The 15,587-nt window shown below is 64.3% G+C and carries 15 protein-coding genes; 13 read left to right on the plus strand and 2 right to left on the minus strand.

The window, feature by feature from the left end:
- Positions 1–206 precede the first annotated feature (206 nt).
- The 7 genes from WBR68_RS25265 (at position 207) to WBR68_RS25295 (ending at position 8,072) form a co-directional block, all read left to right on the plus strand.
- The gene (locus WBR68_RS25265) at positions 207–1,070 is read left to right on the plus strand and encodes an ABC transporter permease (protein WP_230695578.1); all 864 of its coding nucleotides are present in this window, start codon (positions 207–209) and stop codon (positions 1,068–1,070) included.
- A 4-nt stretch (positions 1,071–1,074) separates the two neighbouring features.
- The gene (locus WBR68_RS25270; protein WP_050445858.1) at positions 1,075–2,121 is read left to right on the plus strand and encodes an ABC transporter ATP-binding protein; all 1,047 of its coding nucleotides are present in this window, start codon (positions 1,075–1,077) and stop codon (positions 2,119–2,121) included.
- A gap of 8 nt (positions 2,122–2,129) precedes the next feature.
- Positions 2,130–3,011 carry an ABC transporter permease gene (locus WBR68_RS25275; RefSeq protein WP_050445859.1) on the plus strand — a complete coding sequence of 294 codons (882 nt, stop codon included), beginning with the start codon at positions 2,130–2,132 and terminating at the stop codon, positions 3,009–3,011.
- Positions 3,012–3,036: 25 nt separating this feature from the next.
- Positions 3,037–4,284 (plus strand): metal-dependent hydrolase family protein, encoded by a 1,248-nt coding sequence (locus WBR68_RS25280; RefSeq protein WP_050445860.1) that lies wholly within the window; start codon positions 3,037–3,039, stop codon positions 4,282–4,284.
- 5 nt (positions 4,285–4,289) lie between these two features.
- The gene (locus tag WBR68_RS25285; protein ID WP_230695579.1) at positions 4,290–5,948 is read left to right on the plus strand and encodes an amidohydrolase family protein; all 1,659 of its coding nucleotides are present in this window, start codon (positions 4,290–4,292) and stop codon (positions 5,946–5,948) included.
- A gap of 1 nt (position 5,949) precedes the next feature.
- Positions 5,950–6,927, plus strand: a complete 978-nt coding sequence (locus WBR68_RS25290) for a CobW family GTP-binding protein (RefSeq protein WP_230695580.1) — start codon at positions 5,950–5,952, stop codon at positions 6,925–6,927.
- A 95-nt stretch (positions 6,928–7,022) separates the two neighbouring features.
- On the plus strand, positions 7,023–8,072 hold the full coding sequence (locus tag WBR68_RS25295; protein WP_050445863.1) for an ABC transporter substrate-binding protein: 1,050 nt from the start codon (positions 7,023–7,025) through the stop codon (positions 8,070–8,072).
- A gap of 72 nt (positions 8,073–8,144) precedes the next feature.
- Here WBR68_RS25295 and WBR68_RS25300 read toward each other — a convergent pair whose 3' ends face one another.
- Positions 8,145–8,624, minus strand: a complete 480-nt coding sequence (locus tag WBR68_RS25300; protein ID WP_050445864.1) for a VOC family protein — start codon at positions 8,622–8,624, stop codon at positions 8,145–8,147.
- A gap of 222 nt (positions 8,625–8,846) precedes the next feature.
- Here WBR68_RS25300 and WBR68_RS25305 point away from each other — a divergent pair, with 222 nt between their 5' ends.
- The 5 genes from WBR68_RS25305 to WBR68_RS25325 all read left to right on the plus strand — a co-directional run bounded on the left by WBR68_RS25305 (position 8,847) and on the right by WBR68_RS25325 (position 13,793).
- Positions 8,847–9,146: a type II toxin-antitoxin system RelB/DinJ family antitoxin gene (locus WBR68_RS25305; protein ID WP_050445865.1), complete on the plus strand. Its 300-nt coding sequence runs from the start codon at positions 8,847–8,849 to the stop codon at positions 9,144–9,146.
- On the plus strand, positions 9,133–9,420 hold the full coding sequence (locus WBR68_RS25310) for a type II toxin-antitoxin system RelE/ParE family toxin (protein WP_050445866.1): 288 nt from the start codon (positions 9,133–9,135) through the stop codon (positions 9,418–9,420). Before WBR68_RS25305 ends, WBR68_RS25310 begins: the two co-directional genes overlap by 14 nt.
- 214 nt (positions 9,421–9,634) lie before the next feature.
- The gene (locus WBR68_RS25315; RefSeq protein WP_230695600.1) at positions 9,635–11,659 is read left to right on the plus strand and encodes a TonB-dependent receptor domain-containing protein; all 2,025 of its coding nucleotides are present in this window, start codon (positions 9,635–9,637) and stop codon (positions 11,657–11,659) included.
- 130 nt (positions 11,660–11,789) lie between these two features.
- Entirely contained in the window at positions 11,790–12,575 is a 786-nt protein-coding gene (otnI, locus tag WBR68_RS25320; protein ID WP_230695581.1) for a 2-oxo-tetronate isomerase, read from the plus strand.
- Between the two features lie 198 nt (positions 12,576–12,773).
- Positions 12,774–13,793, plus strand: coding sequence for a Bug family tripartite tricarboxylate transporter substrate binding protein (locus WBR68_RS25325; protein WP_230695582.1), 1,020 nt, complete (start codon positions 12,774–12,776; stop codon positions 13,791–13,793).
- Between the two features lie 39 nt (positions 13,794–13,832).
- On the opposite strand, the gene WBR68_RS25330 is transcribed toward WBR68_RS25325, so the two are convergent.
- Positions 13,833–14,738, minus strand: a complete 906-nt coding sequence (locus WBR68_RS25330; RefSeq protein WP_050445869.1) for an EamA family transporter — start codon at positions 14,736–14,738, stop codon at positions 13,833–13,835.
- A 235-nt stretch (positions 14,739–14,973) separates the two neighbouring features.
- Here WBR68_RS25330 and WBR68_RS25335 point away from each other — a divergent pair, with 235 nt between their 5' ends.
- Complete coding sequence (locus tag WBR68_RS25335; RefSeq protein ID WP_050445870.1) at positions 14,974–15,444, plus strand: Lrp/AsnC family transcriptional regulator; 471 nt, start codon at positions 14,974–14,976, stop codon at positions 15,442–15,444.
- Positions 15,445–15,587: the final 143 nt, after the last annotated feature.

Consider the following 15,587-nt stretch of genomic DNA (forward strand, 5'->3'; position numbering starts at 1 on the left):
CTGCCGTCAAAACGTCGCGGCGGGTTGCACCCGCGCGTTTGCACCGCGCTACGGAATTACCCGCGTGGCATGCACCACGTTGGGTAATCCCTAGTTGAAGCGCGCAGCAACCCGTCGATATGCTTCGGTTAACCGAAGGAACCAAAGAGTTCCAAACGGAGGAGTTTGAAACCGAGCCGGCACCTCGCTGACAAGGAACACAGGATTTGCATAGCGCGCCTCCCCTGAACTCGGCCGCCACTGCCGCCCAAGCCACGCCCATACGCGTGATTCCCTGGGCAACATGGCTGCACCGGGTCTTCGTCGTATTGATGTATGCGTTCATGCTCTGCCCCATCGTGCTGGTGGTCTGGTTGAGCTTCTTCAAGGACGCCATTCTTTACTTTCCCCCATCCGGCTACACGCTGTCCTGGTACGTGAAAGCGTGGGACAACCCCGCGTTCGCCAACGGCTTCCTGTTCAGCCTGCAAGTGTCGCTGGTGGCCGCCGCCATTGGCGTGGTGATGGGCGTGCTGGCCGCCGTCGGCATTGCGCGTTACCGCTTCCAGGGCAGCAAGGGCGTCAACACCTTGCTGCTGTCGCCCTTGCTGATACCCGGCATCGTGGCGGGCGTGGGCATCTACCTGTTTTATCTGCGCGCTGAAGAAGTGCTGGACCAGGACATCGTCGGCACCTTCGGCGGCCTGATCATCGCGCACGTCTGCCTGACGATTCCGTGGACGGTGCGTTTGGTCACGGCGGGCATGGCCGGGCTGGATGGCTCCATCGAGGAAGCCGCGCGCAATCTGGGCGCCAGCGCACCCAAGGCCTTCATGCGCGTGACGCTGCCCATGCTGCGCCCGTCCATCGTGGCGGCCGCGCTGTTCAGCTTCGTGGTGTCTTTTGAAAACCTGGAACTGTCGCTCTCGCTGGTGGGGCCGGGCCGCACCACGCTGCCGATCGCCATCATGCAGTACCTGGAATTCAATCTGGACCCGACCATCGCTTCGGTGGCTTCGGTGCAAATCTTGCTGTTGGGCATCATCATGCTTGTGACCGACCGCTATGTGAAACTCAGTCAGGTGGTGTAAGAAAATGGCGAAGGTCTCAATCGAGAATATCCGCAAGCAATTCGGTGCGGCGGTAGCGGTTTCCGATTTTTCACTGGAAATCGCGGAGGGCGAACTGGTCACGTTCCTGGGCCCCAGCGGCTGCGGCAAGACAACCACGCTGCGCATGATTGCCGGCTTCATCACACCCACCGCCGGCCGCATCCTGATCGGCGACACCGACGTGACCCGGCTGCCGGTGCACAAGCGCGACACCGGCATGGTGTTCCAGCGCTACGCGCTGTTTCCGCACATGACGGTGGCAGAGAACGTGGCGTTCGGGCTGGAGATGCACAAGGTGCCCAAGGCCGAGCGCGACGCCAAGATCCGCCGCGTGCTCGACATGGTGCGCATGACCGAATTGCGCGACCGCTATCCGCGCCAGTTGTCGGGCGGCCAGCAGCAGCGCGTGGCCATTGCACGCGCGCTGGCCATCGAACCCAAGGTGTTCTTGCTGGACGAACCCCTGTCCAACCTGGACGCCAAGCTGCGGCTGGAAGTGCGTGAAGAAATCCGTTCCTTGCAGCAGCGTCTGGGGCTGACCACCGTGTTCGTCACGCACGACCAGGAAGAAGCCCTGGCGATTGCCGACCGCATGGCCATCATGCATGACGGCATCGTGCAGCAAGTGGGCGCGCCCGACACCTTGTACGAACACCCCGCCAATCTTTTCGTGGCCGACTTCCTGGGCAAGATGAACGTGTTCACCGGCCGCGGCCAGGCCGATAACCAGTTCCATACCGACGCGGGCCAGCGTATCACCACGCCGGGCGGGGCAGGGGCCACGCATGTGGGCGTGCGGCCCGAGCGCGTGCGCCTGGCCGAGCAGCCTTCCGGCGGCAATGCCTTGCCGGGTGTGGTGGAGTCGTCGCTGTACCTGGGGTCGGTGCTGGAAGTGCGCGTGCAACTGGAAGGCGGCAACCGCATGATCAGCCAGGTGGCCAATGGTGGCGCGGGCCGCGCGCAGCCGGCGCCCGGTGCGCGCGTGTACGCGTGCTTCGAGCCCGAAGACTGCGTGGCCTTCACCCAATAGGAGCCGCCATGACAACTGCAACCGTAGACGGGCGTCCCAGCCGCTGGCTGGGGCCGGGGCTGGCCTTTCCGGCATCGCTGGTGGTGCTGGTGATCATCATGGTGCCCATCCTGCAATTGGCGCGCTACAGCTTCAACCAGTTCGACCCGGTCGATCTGATGCAAACCGCCTTCACCTTCGAGAACTACGCCAAGTTCTTTGGCGATGCGTATTACCGCGACATCTTCTTCACCACCTTGTGGGTGGCGGGGCTATGCACGCTGCTTGCGCTGGTGCTGGGCTTTCCGGTGGCGTACTTTCTGGCGCGCACGCAGAGCAAATACAAAAGCCTGTTCGTGATCCTGCTGGTGTTTCCGCTGATGGTGGGCAACGTGGTGCGCGCGGCGGGCTGGATGGTGGCGCTGGGCAATGCGGGCGTGCTGAACGCCACGCTGCAGGGCCTGGGCCTGATCGACAAGCCCATCTCGCTGATGTACACGCCCACGGCGGTCGTCATCGGCACCACGGCCGTTGTCATGCCCTACCTGATCCTGACGCTGCAAAGCGTGCTGGAAGGCATGGACCTGTCGGTGGAAGAAGCCGCGCGCAACGTCGGCGCCAGCTTCTTCACCACGTTTCGCCGCATCGTGCTGCCCATTGCCGCGCCGGGCGTGGCGGCGGGCACGATGCTGGTGTTCATCTTGTGCATGAACGCCTACGCCACGCCGGTGCTGCTGGGCGGTTCCGGCCTGACGATGATGGCGCCCGCGCTGTATGACCAGATCACCCGCGCATCGAACTGGCCGTTCGGCGCCGCGCTGGCCGTCATTCTGGTGTGCGGCACGCTGATCATTGCACTGCTTTCGAACTGGCTGATCCATCGGCGCTACATCAAGACCATGGCGTCTTGAGCCCGAGCCACAACAAGGAAATTCCATGGCATCCGTATTGTTCAAGAACGCGAACCTGCTCGACCCCTTGCTGGCTGACCTGCAGGAAGGCCACCACGTGCTGGTCGAGGATGGCGTCATCAAGGAAGTGTCGGACAAGCCCATCGCGAGCGCGTCGGCGCAGGTGATCGACGCCGCCGGCCGCACGCTGATGCCGGGCCTGATTGACCTGCACGTGCATGTGCTGGCCACCCAACTGAACCTGAGCACGCAAGGCGTGCTGCCCGATGCGCTGGTGATGATGCGCGCCGTGCCCATCATGGCGGCCATGCTGCGCCGGGGCTTCACCACCGTGCGCGATGCGGGCGGCGCGGGCTGGGGCCTGAAGTGCGCCGTCAACGAAGGCACGGTGAAGGGGCCGCGCCTGTTCATTTCGGGCCGCGCCATCAGCCAGACGGGCGGCCACGGGGACCCGCGTCCGCGTTCCGATCACCTGCGCCCAATGAGCTTTTGCGGCTGCTGCTTCCGCGCGGGCGACATCGGCCGCGTGGCCGACGGCATCGACGACGTGCGCAAGGCCGTGCGCCAGGAACTCCAGATGGGCGCCGACCAGATCAAGATGATGGCTTCGGGCGGCGTGGCATCGCCGACTGATCCGATTGCGTCTTACGGCTATTCGGAAGAAGAAATTCGCGTCATCGTTGACGAAGCCGCCAGCCGGCAGACCTATGTGATGGCGCATTCCTACACGGCCGACGCCATCGAACGCGCCATCCGCAACGGCGTTCGCACCATCGAACACGGCAATCTGGTTGACGAGCGCGTGGCGCGCTTCATGGCTGAGAAGGGCGCGTTCGTGGTGCCCACGTTGGTGACGTACGAAGCGCTGGCCAATGAAGGCGCGGACTACGGCCTGCCGCCCGATTCGGTGGCGAAGATTGCCACGGTGCGCACCGCCGGGCTGCATTCGCTGGAGATCTACAAGAAGGCGGGCGTGAAGATCGGCTATGGCTCGGATCTGCTCGGCCCGTCACAGCGCCTGCAAAGCGATGAATTCCGGATTCGCAACGAAGTGCTGTCCGCGCAGGAAGTGATCCAGTGCGCCACCACCACCGCCGCCGAAGTGCTGAACCAGGTCGGCCAGTTGGGCCGCATCCAGGTGGGCGCGCTGGCGGATGTGTTGTTGGTGGACGGCAACCCGTATCGCGACCTGTCCTGCCTGCTGGGCCAGGGCGAGCACATCGACCTCATCATGAAGGAAGGCGTCATCGAACATAACGGGCTGGGGGGGTAAGCACCATGAGCGATCCCACGTTTTCGCAATCGGAAGTTGGTGAGGAATCGCGCGACGTCAATGCCGCCAAGGGCTGGCATCCGCCGTCCGCGCCGGCATCGCGTGATCGCGGGCTGGGTCCGTTTCCCCGATTGATCCTGCGCGGCGCCACCATCATCGATGGCACCGGCGCGCCGCCCTGGGGGCCGGTCGACATCGTGATCGAGAACGACCGCATCACCGCCCTGGTCAACGTGGGTACGCCGCACAAGGCCATCGACCCCAAGCGCCGGCCTGGCCCGGGCGACCACGAGATCGATTGCCACGGCAAGTTCGTCACGCCCGGTTTCGTGGACGCGCATGCACACATCGGCACGCCGTATCACGCCATGAGCGGCATCGTGCCGCCCGCCGACTACATCTACAAGCTGTGGCTGGCGCATGGCGTGACGACCGTGCGCGAGATGGGCGCGATGGGCGGCCTGGGCTGGACGATGGAGCAGCGCGAGCTCTCGGCCGCCAACAAGATCGCCGCGCCGCGCATGGTGGTGCATTCGGTGTTTCCCGCCGTGAACGACCGCGTGAAGACCATCCACACGCCCGAGCAGGGCCGCGAATGGGTGCGCAAACTGGCCGCGCGCGGCGCGGACGGCATCAAGTTCTTTGGCGCACCGCCCGCCATCATGGAAGCGGCGCTGGACGAGGCCGCGCAACTGGGTCTGCGTTCGGGCTGCCACCACGCGCAGATGGCGGTGACGCGCGTGAACGCACTGAAGTCCGCGCGCTGGGGCTTGACCAGTTCCGAACACTATTACGGCCTGCCCGAAGCGCTGTTCGAAGACCGCGTCGTGCAGTCCTTTCCCACCGACTACAACTACAGCGACGAGTACTACCGCTTCGCCGTGGCCGGCCAGACCTTCATGCAGGCGGCGCAACCGGGTTCGGCCAAGTGGCGCCAGGTGATGGACCAGTTTCTGGAGCTGGGTCACACCTTCGTGCCCACCTTCAATATCTACGACGCCAACCGCGACCTGATGCGCGCGCGCCGTGCCGACTGGCACGACGACTACACCTGGAAAGCGGTGTGGAAATACTTCCAGCCGCAACGCGGCGGGCACGGCGCCTACTGGTATCGCTGGAGCACCACCAACGAGATCGAGTGGAAGCAGAACTACCGTTTGTGGATGCAGTTCATCAACGAATACAAGAACCTGGGCGGCCGCGTGTGCGCGGGCAGCGATTCCGGTTTTATCTTCCAGATCTACGGCTTTGGCTTCGTGCGTGAACTGGAACTACTGCAGGAAGCAGGCTTTCATCCCATTGAAGTGCTGCGCGCAGCCACCTCGCAAAGCGCCGCGCTGCTGGGCATCGATGACGACACCGGCTCCATCGACGTGCAAAAGCGCGCCGACCTGCTGATCCACGATCAAAACCCGCTGACCGATTTCAAGCTGCTGTTCGGCACCGGCGCCATGCGCTTGAACGACGACACGGCCAAGGTGGAATGGAAGCGCTGCCTGCAAACCACCATCAAGTCCGGCGTGGTGTACGACACCGCCGAACTGCTGGCGGACGTGCGCAAGATGGTCAAGGACAGTTGGGCGGAAGACCCCGATGGCGAGCGCCCGCCGTTTGGGGGATCGCCCGCGGGTTCGCCTTGCGACAGTTCGGATCAGGCGTCCTGACATGGCGGTCGACCTGTTCCTGTTGTGCGGGTTTCTGGGCAGCGGCAAGACCACGCTGCTGGTGGATTACCTGCGCGATCCGGCCTCCCGCGATACGGGCGTGATCGTCAACGAGGCAGGGGAAATCGGCGTGGACGGCGCCATTGTCGCCAACGACAGCGACAACGTGCCGATGACGCTGATGGCCAATGGCTGCGTGTGCTGCTCGTTGCGCAGCGATCTGGTCTACACCTTGAGCGCGCTGCTGGACGCGCCGCGCCCCGAGGGCGAAGGCCCCTTGCAGCGCGTGATCCTGGAATGCAGCGGCTTGTCGCGGCCCGGCCCCATCATCGCGTCGCTGGCCGATCCTGAACTGGCCAGCCGTGGCCTGCGGCTGACTGTGGTCTGCACCGACGATTGCGCGCGCGACCCCGATGCATTGGCAGAGATGGACGAAGCCATGGCGCAGTTCGGCGCCGCGCACCGCATCGTGTTGACCAAGACCGACCTGCTGCCGGCGTCCGCGCTGGATGCCCGCGCCGCGCGCGCCGCCTTGCTGAATCCGCTGGCGGACGTGATCGCCGAACCCGACCGCCGCCGTGCCGTGCAGGCCGCATTCGCGCCGTCGCAAGGCGTGGCCGACCTGGTGGGTCTGGCCGCGCGGATGTTGGCGGCTAACAAGCCTGGCTTGGCGCACCCGCGCATCCGCGTCATGGCGGCGCGGGCGCGCGAGGGCATCAGCTGGACCGATTTTTCAGAGTGGCTGGATAACCTGGCGGGCTTGTGCGGCGAACGTTTGCTGCGCGTGAAGGCAGTGGTGCGCGTGGCCGACTGCGCCGAACCCATCCTGATCCAGTCCGTAGGCACCACCTTCAGCGCGCCGCAACGGCTGACGCGCCAACCCGACGCCAGCGCCGCCATCATCGTGATCGCGCGCGACATCGATGCGGATGACATCCGCGCCCTGGCGCCCGGTGCGTCGGTGGAAATGCTGGCCTGAACGTATGCAAGAACCCTGGCTGCGCGGCCGGGTACCGCCGCACCGCGCAGCCGCACCGTAGCAAGTTGCTAGTCCCCCTTCGATACGAGGTTGTTATGCAAGAGAAAAACCTGACTCGCCGTGGCTTCATCAAATCCGCCTCTGGCCTGGCGCTGGCCCCCGCGTTGGGCTGGGTGCCTGGCATGGCGCTCGCCGCCGACAAACAGATCGTCGTGGGTACGTGGGGCGGCGATTACCAAAATCTGCTGCAGCAGATCATCAACCCCATCGTCACCAAGCAGGGCGTGAACGTGGTGTACGACACCGGCAACGCCGTGGGCCGCGTGACCAAGCTGCGCGCCGAAAAGAACTCGCGCCGTGGCAGCATGGACGTGGCGCTGCTGGGCGAAGTCGACATGTACGACGCCGAACGCTCGGGCACGCTGGAACCCATCGACGCGAAGAAGCTGCCCAACCTGGCGCACGCCATCGCCGCGCTGAAGACGCCGTATTCCATTCCGCACATCTTCAGCGCCATGACGCTGGTCTACAACACCGAAAAATTCCCCACGCCGCCGGACTCGCTGGAAGTGCTGCTGGACCCGAAGTTGAAGGGCCAGGTCGGCTTCTCGGACATTCTTTATCTGTACAACTCGGTCTTCGTCGGCTTGGGCGCGGGCGGCGACACCAAGAGCTTTGACGGCGGCAAGCGCTTCCTGGCCAAGCTCAAGGGCAACGAGCCGCGCATCTACCCGTCCAACGAAGCGGTGGCATCCGCCTTCAAGTCGGGCGAGATCGCCATTGCATGCATGTGGAAGGCGCGCGCGCTGCAATGGAAAGACAGCGGCCTGCCGCTGGGCTTCGTGATCCCGAAGGAAGGCTCGGTGCCGGTGTCGTTCGAGGCCGGTGTGGCCAAGAACAGCCGCAACAAGGACGCCGCATGGGAATACCTGAACGCCATGCTGGACCCGACCGGCCAGATCGGTTTCGCGGAAAAGATGGGCTATGCGCCCACCGTGACCAACGCCGCGCTGCCGGAAAACCTGAAGCGCGTGGGCTTCACCGAGGCTGAAGTGAAGCTCTTGAAGGCGTATGACTTGAAGGGCCTGACCGAAGGCAAGGCCGACATGCTGGAATTCTGGAACAAGGAATTCAAGGCGGGTTGATAGTGGGTTGATAGCGGGTTGATAGCGGGTTGAGAAGGCAGGGGCCGGCGCGGCCGGCCCCGGCGCAAACCCTCACCCGCGCCGCGCTGCCTCGATCGTGGCAACGTCGATCTTGCCCATCGTCATCATGGCTTCAAATACGCGCTTGGCGGCGGCGCGGTCAGCGCCCGTGTAGGCCTCGGTCAACACGCGCGGCGTGATCTGCCACGAAATTCCCCACTTGTCCTTGCACCAGCCGCACTCGCTTTCCTGGCCGCCGTTGCCGACGATGGCATCCCACAAGCGGTCGGTTTCCGCCTGGTCGTCGGTGGCCACCTGAAACGAGAAAGACTCATTGTGCTGGAACGCCGGGCCGCCATTCAGGCCCAGGCAGGGAATGCCCATCACCGTGAATTCCACGGTCAGCACATCGCCTTCGTCGCCGGAAGGGTAGTCGGACGGCGCATGGTGGACCGCGCCCACCGCGCTATCCGGAAACGTCTTGGCATAGAACCGCGCCGCTTCCAGCGCATCGCTTTCATACCAAAGACAAATAGTGTTCTTGGGAATCATCGGGGGCCTCCTGGTCGGTTGAAAACCCGTCGACGCCTGGCGCCCGAACAACCGGCGCACATCACGTGCAGGGGTTCGTGGTGTTGAGGATACTCGGTCAGTGGAGCCGATTCGCGTTCGCCAAATCCCGTTTCAACTGTCAGGTTTTTGTGGCAAACGGCGCGTCGTTTGTGTGTATCTCAATTGAGATACATAATGGCCGATCCATCCCCGGAGACTTCCATGGCACCCACTTCAATGTTGCACGTCCGTGTCGACGACAAGCTCAAGGCCGAAGCGGCGGAAAAGCTCGCCAACGTTGGCCTGACCATCTCGGATGCGGTGCGAATTTTGCTAACGAGAGTGGCAAAAGAAGGCGGTTTGCCCGCCGGCCTGGCCGTCGACGCCATGAGCTACGACTCGTGGTTTCGCGCGAAGGTGCAAGAGGCCTTGGCCGACACGCGGCCACCGGTCGCCCATGAAGCGGTCATGGACGAGGCTCGTGCCCTGATCAGCAAGAAGAAGCGCCGTGCCGGTTCTTGAATGGCGCGAAACGGCTCGCGAGGATTTGCTGGCGATTGTCGATTACATCTCGGACGATAGCCCGGCCGCGGCGCTGCGTTTGGTAGATGAAATTCAGAAGAAAGTGGCCAAGCTGCGTGAGCGCCCACGGCTGTATCGCTCGGGACGAGTAGCGGGCACCAGGGAAATGGTGATTCGGCCGAACTACTTGGTCGTGTATGCGGAATCGCCTCGCGCCGTGACAATTTTGCGCGTTCTGCACGCCGCACAGCAATGGCCGCTCGATAGCGCCTGATCCCTAAACCGTGACACGTTCGCGTCAGTTCATCGCCAAACTTTCATCGCTTTGAATCTGAAATGTTATATCATCCATCCGCGTTTTGTAATGATATAACATCCGAGAGAATACGATGAAAGGCAAGAAACTGGGGTTCAAGAAGGGAAGCCGCAAGATCGCCATCGCCCGGCCAGCACGCCGTGGCAGCCTCAAACCGCTGGTGTGTTCGCTGATGCTGATCGCGCCCGTCGCGCAAGCCGATACCGAGGCGGACAGCAAGCGCGCCAAGACCTTGGCGCCGATTACGGTGTCCGCCAACCCGCTGGGCTTGGACCTCAACAGCACCACGCTGCCGGCCTCTGTGTTGGAAGGCAACGAGCTGATAGAACGGCGTAGCGGCACGCTGGGTGAGTCCCTGACGAGCCTGCCCGGTGTCAACAGCGACACGTTTGGCGGCGGCGCCAGCCGTCCGGTGATACGCGGCCAGACCGCCCCGCGCGTGAAGGTGCTGTCCGATGGCTCCGAAGTGATGGATGCCTCCAGCATTTCTCCCGACCACGCCGTGACCGTCGAGCCGCTGCTGGCCGAACGCATCGAAGTGCTACGCGGCCCGGCGACGCTGCTGTACGGCGGCGGCGCCATCGGCGGCGTGGTGAACGTGGTGGACAAGAAGGTGCCCACCGCCGTGCCGGAAAACGGTGTTGAAGCCGAAATGGAATTGCGTGGCGCCACCGGCACGAAGGAACGCGCCGGCGTTGTGGGCATCACCGCGGGCGAAGGCCAGTTTGCCGTGCGCGTCGAAGGCATGAAGCGCCGCACCAGCGACTACGACGTGCCCGATTGGCCGGGCGGCAAGCTGGCAGGCTCGTACAGCGAATCCAGCCAGGGCTCCGTCGGCATGTCCTGGATTACGCCGCGCGGCTACGTCGGCCTGGCGTTCACGCACCTGGAAAGCAAGTACGGCTTGCCGGGACACAACCACGAATACGAAGGCTGCCACCCGCACGGCACGCACCTGCACTGCGGCGGCCACGACGATCATGACCACGAAGAAGAAGGCCATGAAGAAGAAGGCCACGACCACGATCATGAACACGGTGGCGTGCCCTATGTGAAGCTGCGCAGCAATCGTCTGGACCTGCGCGCCGAGTACCAGGACCCGTTCGCCGGCTTTGAAAAGATCCGCGTGCGCGGCGGCTTGACCGATTATCAGCACGACGAGATCGAAGGCGGCGAAGTCGGCACGCGCTTCAAGAACAAGGGCTACGACCTGCGTGTGGAATTGCAGCACAAGCCCATCGCCGGCTGGCGCGGCGTGGTGGGTTTCCAGAACGCCTACAGCGATTTCCGCGCTGACGGCGAAGAAGCCTTCCTGCCACGTAGCCGCACGCGCTCGAACGGCCTGTTCGTGCTTGAGGAATACCAGTTGAACGACTGGCGTTTCGAAGTGGGCGCGCGCCAAGACTGGCAACGCATTTCGCCCGAAGGCGGCGCATCGCGCAGCAGCCTGTCGGGTACGTCCCTGTCGGCCGCGGCCATCTGGGACTTTGCGCCGCAGTACTCCGTGGCGCTGTCGCTGTCGCGTTCGCAACGCCTGCCGAACGCGCAGGAGCTCTACGCGGATGGCGTGCACCTGGCCACCAATACCTACGAACTGGGCAACGCAGACCTGGGCCGCGAAACCTCGCACAACATCGACCTGACCTTGCGCAAGCACGCGGGCGACACAACGTTCTCCGCCAGCGTGTTCCACAACCGCGTAAAGAACTACATCTACGCCAACACGCTGGACCGCTACGAAGACTTCCGCCTGATCGAGTACACGCAGCGCGACGCGGAATTCACGGGCGTGGAAGGCGAGCTGCGCCATCAGTTCACGCCGATATTCTCGGCCGCCGTGTTCGGCGACTACGTGCGCGGCAAGCTGACGGGCGGCGATGGCAATCTGCCTCGCATCCCGGCGGCGCGCGCGGGCGTGCGTGGCAACGTAAAGTGGCAACAGTGGTCGGGCGGCGTGGAATACGCGCGCGTGTTCTCGCAAAAAGACATCGCGGCCTATGAAGACAGCACGCCGGGCTACAACATGGTCAACGCCGTGGTCGCCTATCGCGGCCGCTACAACGCGACGGGCTACGAAGTCTATCTGCGCGGCACCAACCTGCTGAACAAGCTGGCCTACAACCATGCGTCGTTCATCTCGTCGGTGGCCCCGCTGCCGGGCCGCAGCGTGTTGCTGGGGGTGCGTTTGACGTATTGATGCGCTGCGTCAATCGACGAGGGGATTACGCCCTTGGGCTGACGTAATCCCGGTGCTGCGGGCTGCGTGCGCGAAACAGTGTGGCGGTGTGCTAAGTTGCCGGAAATCCCGCCCGGACCGGAGCCCCGCCATGCTGAAATTCGCCGCCAATCTGTCGATGATGTATCAGGAACACGCCTTCCTGGACCGCTATGCGGCCGCCGCGTCGGACGGCTTCATGGGGGTGGAATGCATGTTTCCCTATGCCGAACCCGCCGCCTTCGTGCGCGAACGCATGGATGCGGTGGGCGTGTCGCAAGTGCTCTTCAATGCGCCACCGGGCGTGACCCGCCATGGTGAACGCGGGCTGGCGGCGCTGCCTGGGCGGCAGGCAGAATTCCAGGCAAGCGTCGACCAGGCGCTGGCCTACGCAACCACGCTGTCTTGTTCCAACGTGCACGTCATGGCGGGCCTGGCGCCGGACGGCGTGCCGCGCGAGGCCTTGCTGGATTGCTATCGCGAAAACCTGGACTGGGCCGCGCGCCAGGCGCGGTCGGCGGGCGTGACCTTGCTGATCGAGCCCATCAATACTCGCGACATTCCGGGCTATATCCTGAACCGCCAGGACGAGGCCCACGCGATCGTGCAGGCCGTCAATGCGCCGAACCTGAAAGTGCAGATGGACCTTTACCACTGCCAGATCGTGGAAGGCGACGTCACCACCAAACTGCGTGAATACCTGCCAACGGGCAGGGTAGGGCATTTGCAGATTGCGGGCGTGCCGTTGCGCCAGGAACCCGATCGGGGCGAGCTGGATTACGGCTGGGTGTTCAGCGTACTGCGCGAATTGCACTACACCGGCTGGATCGGTTGCGAATACCGCCCCGCGGCCGAGACGTCGGCGGGGCTGCGTTGGCTCAATGCCGCGCGCGCGTGATTGCTAGGCGCCCTGCCGGCTTTCCGCTTCTGCTGTTCTCGTCTCCCTTTCTTCCGCTGCGCGTCTGCCGATGACCGTATCCCGGCGACCGTATCCCGGCGACCGTTTACGGTAAATTCCCGGGCTTGCGTGCGCATCGAAAATCATTAATATGTTAATTAAAAATTCATCCGATCGTGGTTTGAGGAGACCAGGGACATGACTAGCAGCTTCCTGCCGCGCGCGTTGCTGAAGGCGGCGTTGTTCAAGGCGGCATTGAGGGGCACCGCCGCGCTTTGCGCCGTGACGTTCACCGTGTTGCCCGCCGCCGCATCGGCAGCGGAATTCCCCGACCATCCCATCCGATGGCTGGTGCCGTTCAGCGCTGGCGGCGGTAGCGACATCGCCACCCGCATCGTCGCCAAGCATGTGGGCGATGCGCTGGGGCAAACCGTCGTGGTGGAAAACCGACCGGGCGCCGCCACCATCGTGGCCGCGCAAGAAACCGCCCGCGCCGCGCCCGACGGCTACACCTTGATGACGGCGGGCATGAGCACGCTGGCGTTGAACCCCTGGCTGTACAAGAAGCTGCCCTATGATCCGGGCCGTAACCTGACCCCCGTGTCCACGTTGGTGGCCTTGCCCATCGTGCTGGTGACCTCACCCGGTTCCGACTTGACCGACATGCCCGCCGTCCTGCGTTACTTGCGCAACGAGCAGCCGGGCAGCTATGCGTCCTTGGGCGTCGGCAGCCCGCACCATCTGGCGATGGAACTCTTCCTGGAATCCATCGGCGGCCGCGCCACCGCCATTCCGTACAAGGGCACGCCGCCCGCCTTGCAAGACGTGGCGTCCGGCGTGGTGCCCATGATGATGGCGGATCTGGCCGCCGCCCGGCCGCTGATTCAGGCGGGCAAGCTGCGCGCCATTGCCGTGCCGGCCGCGCAGCGTTCGGCCCAGTTGCCGGACGTGCCGACGTTTGCCGAAGCGGGCGCGGATCCATTCGAGGCCGCGGCCTGGCAAGGGGTGGTGGCGCCGGCCGGCACGCCCGCGCTCATCGTCGAGAAGCTCAGCGGCGCCATCGTGGCGGCATTGCGATCGCCCGACGTGGTCAAGCAACTAAGGTTGCAGGGCATGGAACCCACGGGCAGCACGCCGGGGCAGTTCGCCGACTATGCTCGAGACGAGCGCGAGCGCTGGGGCGCGGTGATTCGTCACAAGGGTATTTCGGTGGAATAAGCGCCCGGCGCGCGCGCTTAGCCGCGCACTGGCGTGCCGCTAGTCGTGCACCGGCGCCTGACGCTTCTTGCCGCGCTGCGCGGTGGCCGCGCAACCCGCCGACGCAATGATGATGCCGCCGATGGCCAGCCATTGCGTCTGGGTCAGGTGTTCGTTCAGCACGATGACGCCGGCCAGCGCGCCCATGGCGGGTTCCATGCTGAGCAGCACGCCGAACGTTTTCTGCGGCAAGCGCCGCAGCGCCACCATTTCCAGCGAATAAGGCAAGGCGCTGGACAGAATGCCCACGCCGATCCCGGCCAGAATCAGCGAGGGGTCCAGCAAGGCCATGCCGGCGTGCGCCGCGCCCACGGGCAGCGCCACCATCGTGGCCGCCAGCAGGCCCAAGGACGTCGCCTGGCCGCCATGCACATTGCCCGCCAATTTGCCGAAGATGATGTAAAGCGCCCAGCACACGGCGGCGGCCAGCGCGTAGGCAATGCCGGTCGGGTCCAGATCGTGCAGGGATTGGCCGGTGGGAATCAGCAGCACCAGGCCGCCCAGCGCGCAGGCGATCCACACAAAATCGATGGCGCGCCGCGACAGCACCACCGCCAGCGTCAGCGGGCCGGTGAATTCAATGGCAATCGCCACGCCCAGCGGCAGCGTGCGCAGCGCCATGTAGAACAGCAGGTTCATGCACGCCAGCGTTACGCCGTACAGCGCGATCTTGGCGGCGTTCTGCCGGGTCAGCGGAAAGCGCCACGGACGCCAGAACGCCATCAGGATGATGGCGCCGATAACGATGCGATAAGCGGTCGTGCCCTGCGCGCCCACTTCCGGAAACAGCGATTTGGCAAACGAGGTGCCGATGCATAGCGACGCCATCGCGCCGATCAGCGACAGCGTGGGCAGCAGGGTGGAGGCGGGGGCGTTGTGCCCGGCGTTCAGGGTGGCGGCGGTCATGGGGACTGGGTAAGGCGCAATGCAGCGGAATGCAAAAAAAACCGAAGGGGCGGGTGAAGGGTTCCCAGTGTAAGCAAGCCGTCTGATTATTTCCTGCGTCCGGCAGGGGCAAAATGAAGTTTCCCGTCGAATTGGGGCCGGAGTCTGTTGCGGCCAGGATTAGAATCTGCCGAGGGCCGATTTTCTTCTGCTTCTTATTCGCCTCGGCCCGATTCCCCTGCGTTTCCAAGCCTCCATGGAACTAGACGATTTCGACCTTCAAATTCTGCAAAGCCTGCAGGAAGACAACCAGCGCACCAGCCAGGACGTTGCCCAGCGGGTAAACCTGTCGCCTGTGTCCTGTCTGCGCCGCATGAAGCGCCTGCGCGAAGCGGGCGTGGTGACGGCAGACGTGTCCGTGGTGGACCCGGCCGCGGTGGGGCGCGGCATCATGATGGTGGTGCTGGTGTCGCTGGAGAGCGAACGCGTCGACAAGCTTGACCTGTTCAAGCGCGCCATGCTGGGTGCGCCCGAGGTCATGCAATGCCTGTCGGTCACGGGGGAGGTTGACTTCGTTCTGACGCTGACCATGGTCGACATGGCTGACTACGACACCTTTGCCCAGCGTCACTTCTGGGGCAATCCCAACGTCAAGCGTTTCTCCACCTTGGTGGTGATGAACGCGGTGAAGAATACGCTGACGGTGCCGGTGACTACATCGGCTTGAGACCCGTTTGGCGTGCGCCAACACATTCAGGGGCCCAGCCGCAAGGCGCGCCGCGAATCACCGCCCATCATCATCGCGCACCCTCGTTCATCGGCACGTAGGATGGGTGCAGCGCGCGCCGTCGCCCGCAAATACCGCAACGC

The sequence above is a fragment of the Achromobacter sp. JD-1 genome (assembly GCF_038594925.1).
GTDB lineage: Bacteria > Pseudomonadota > Gammaproteobacteria > Burkholderiales > Burkholderiaceae_B > Achromobacter > Achromobacter spanius_C.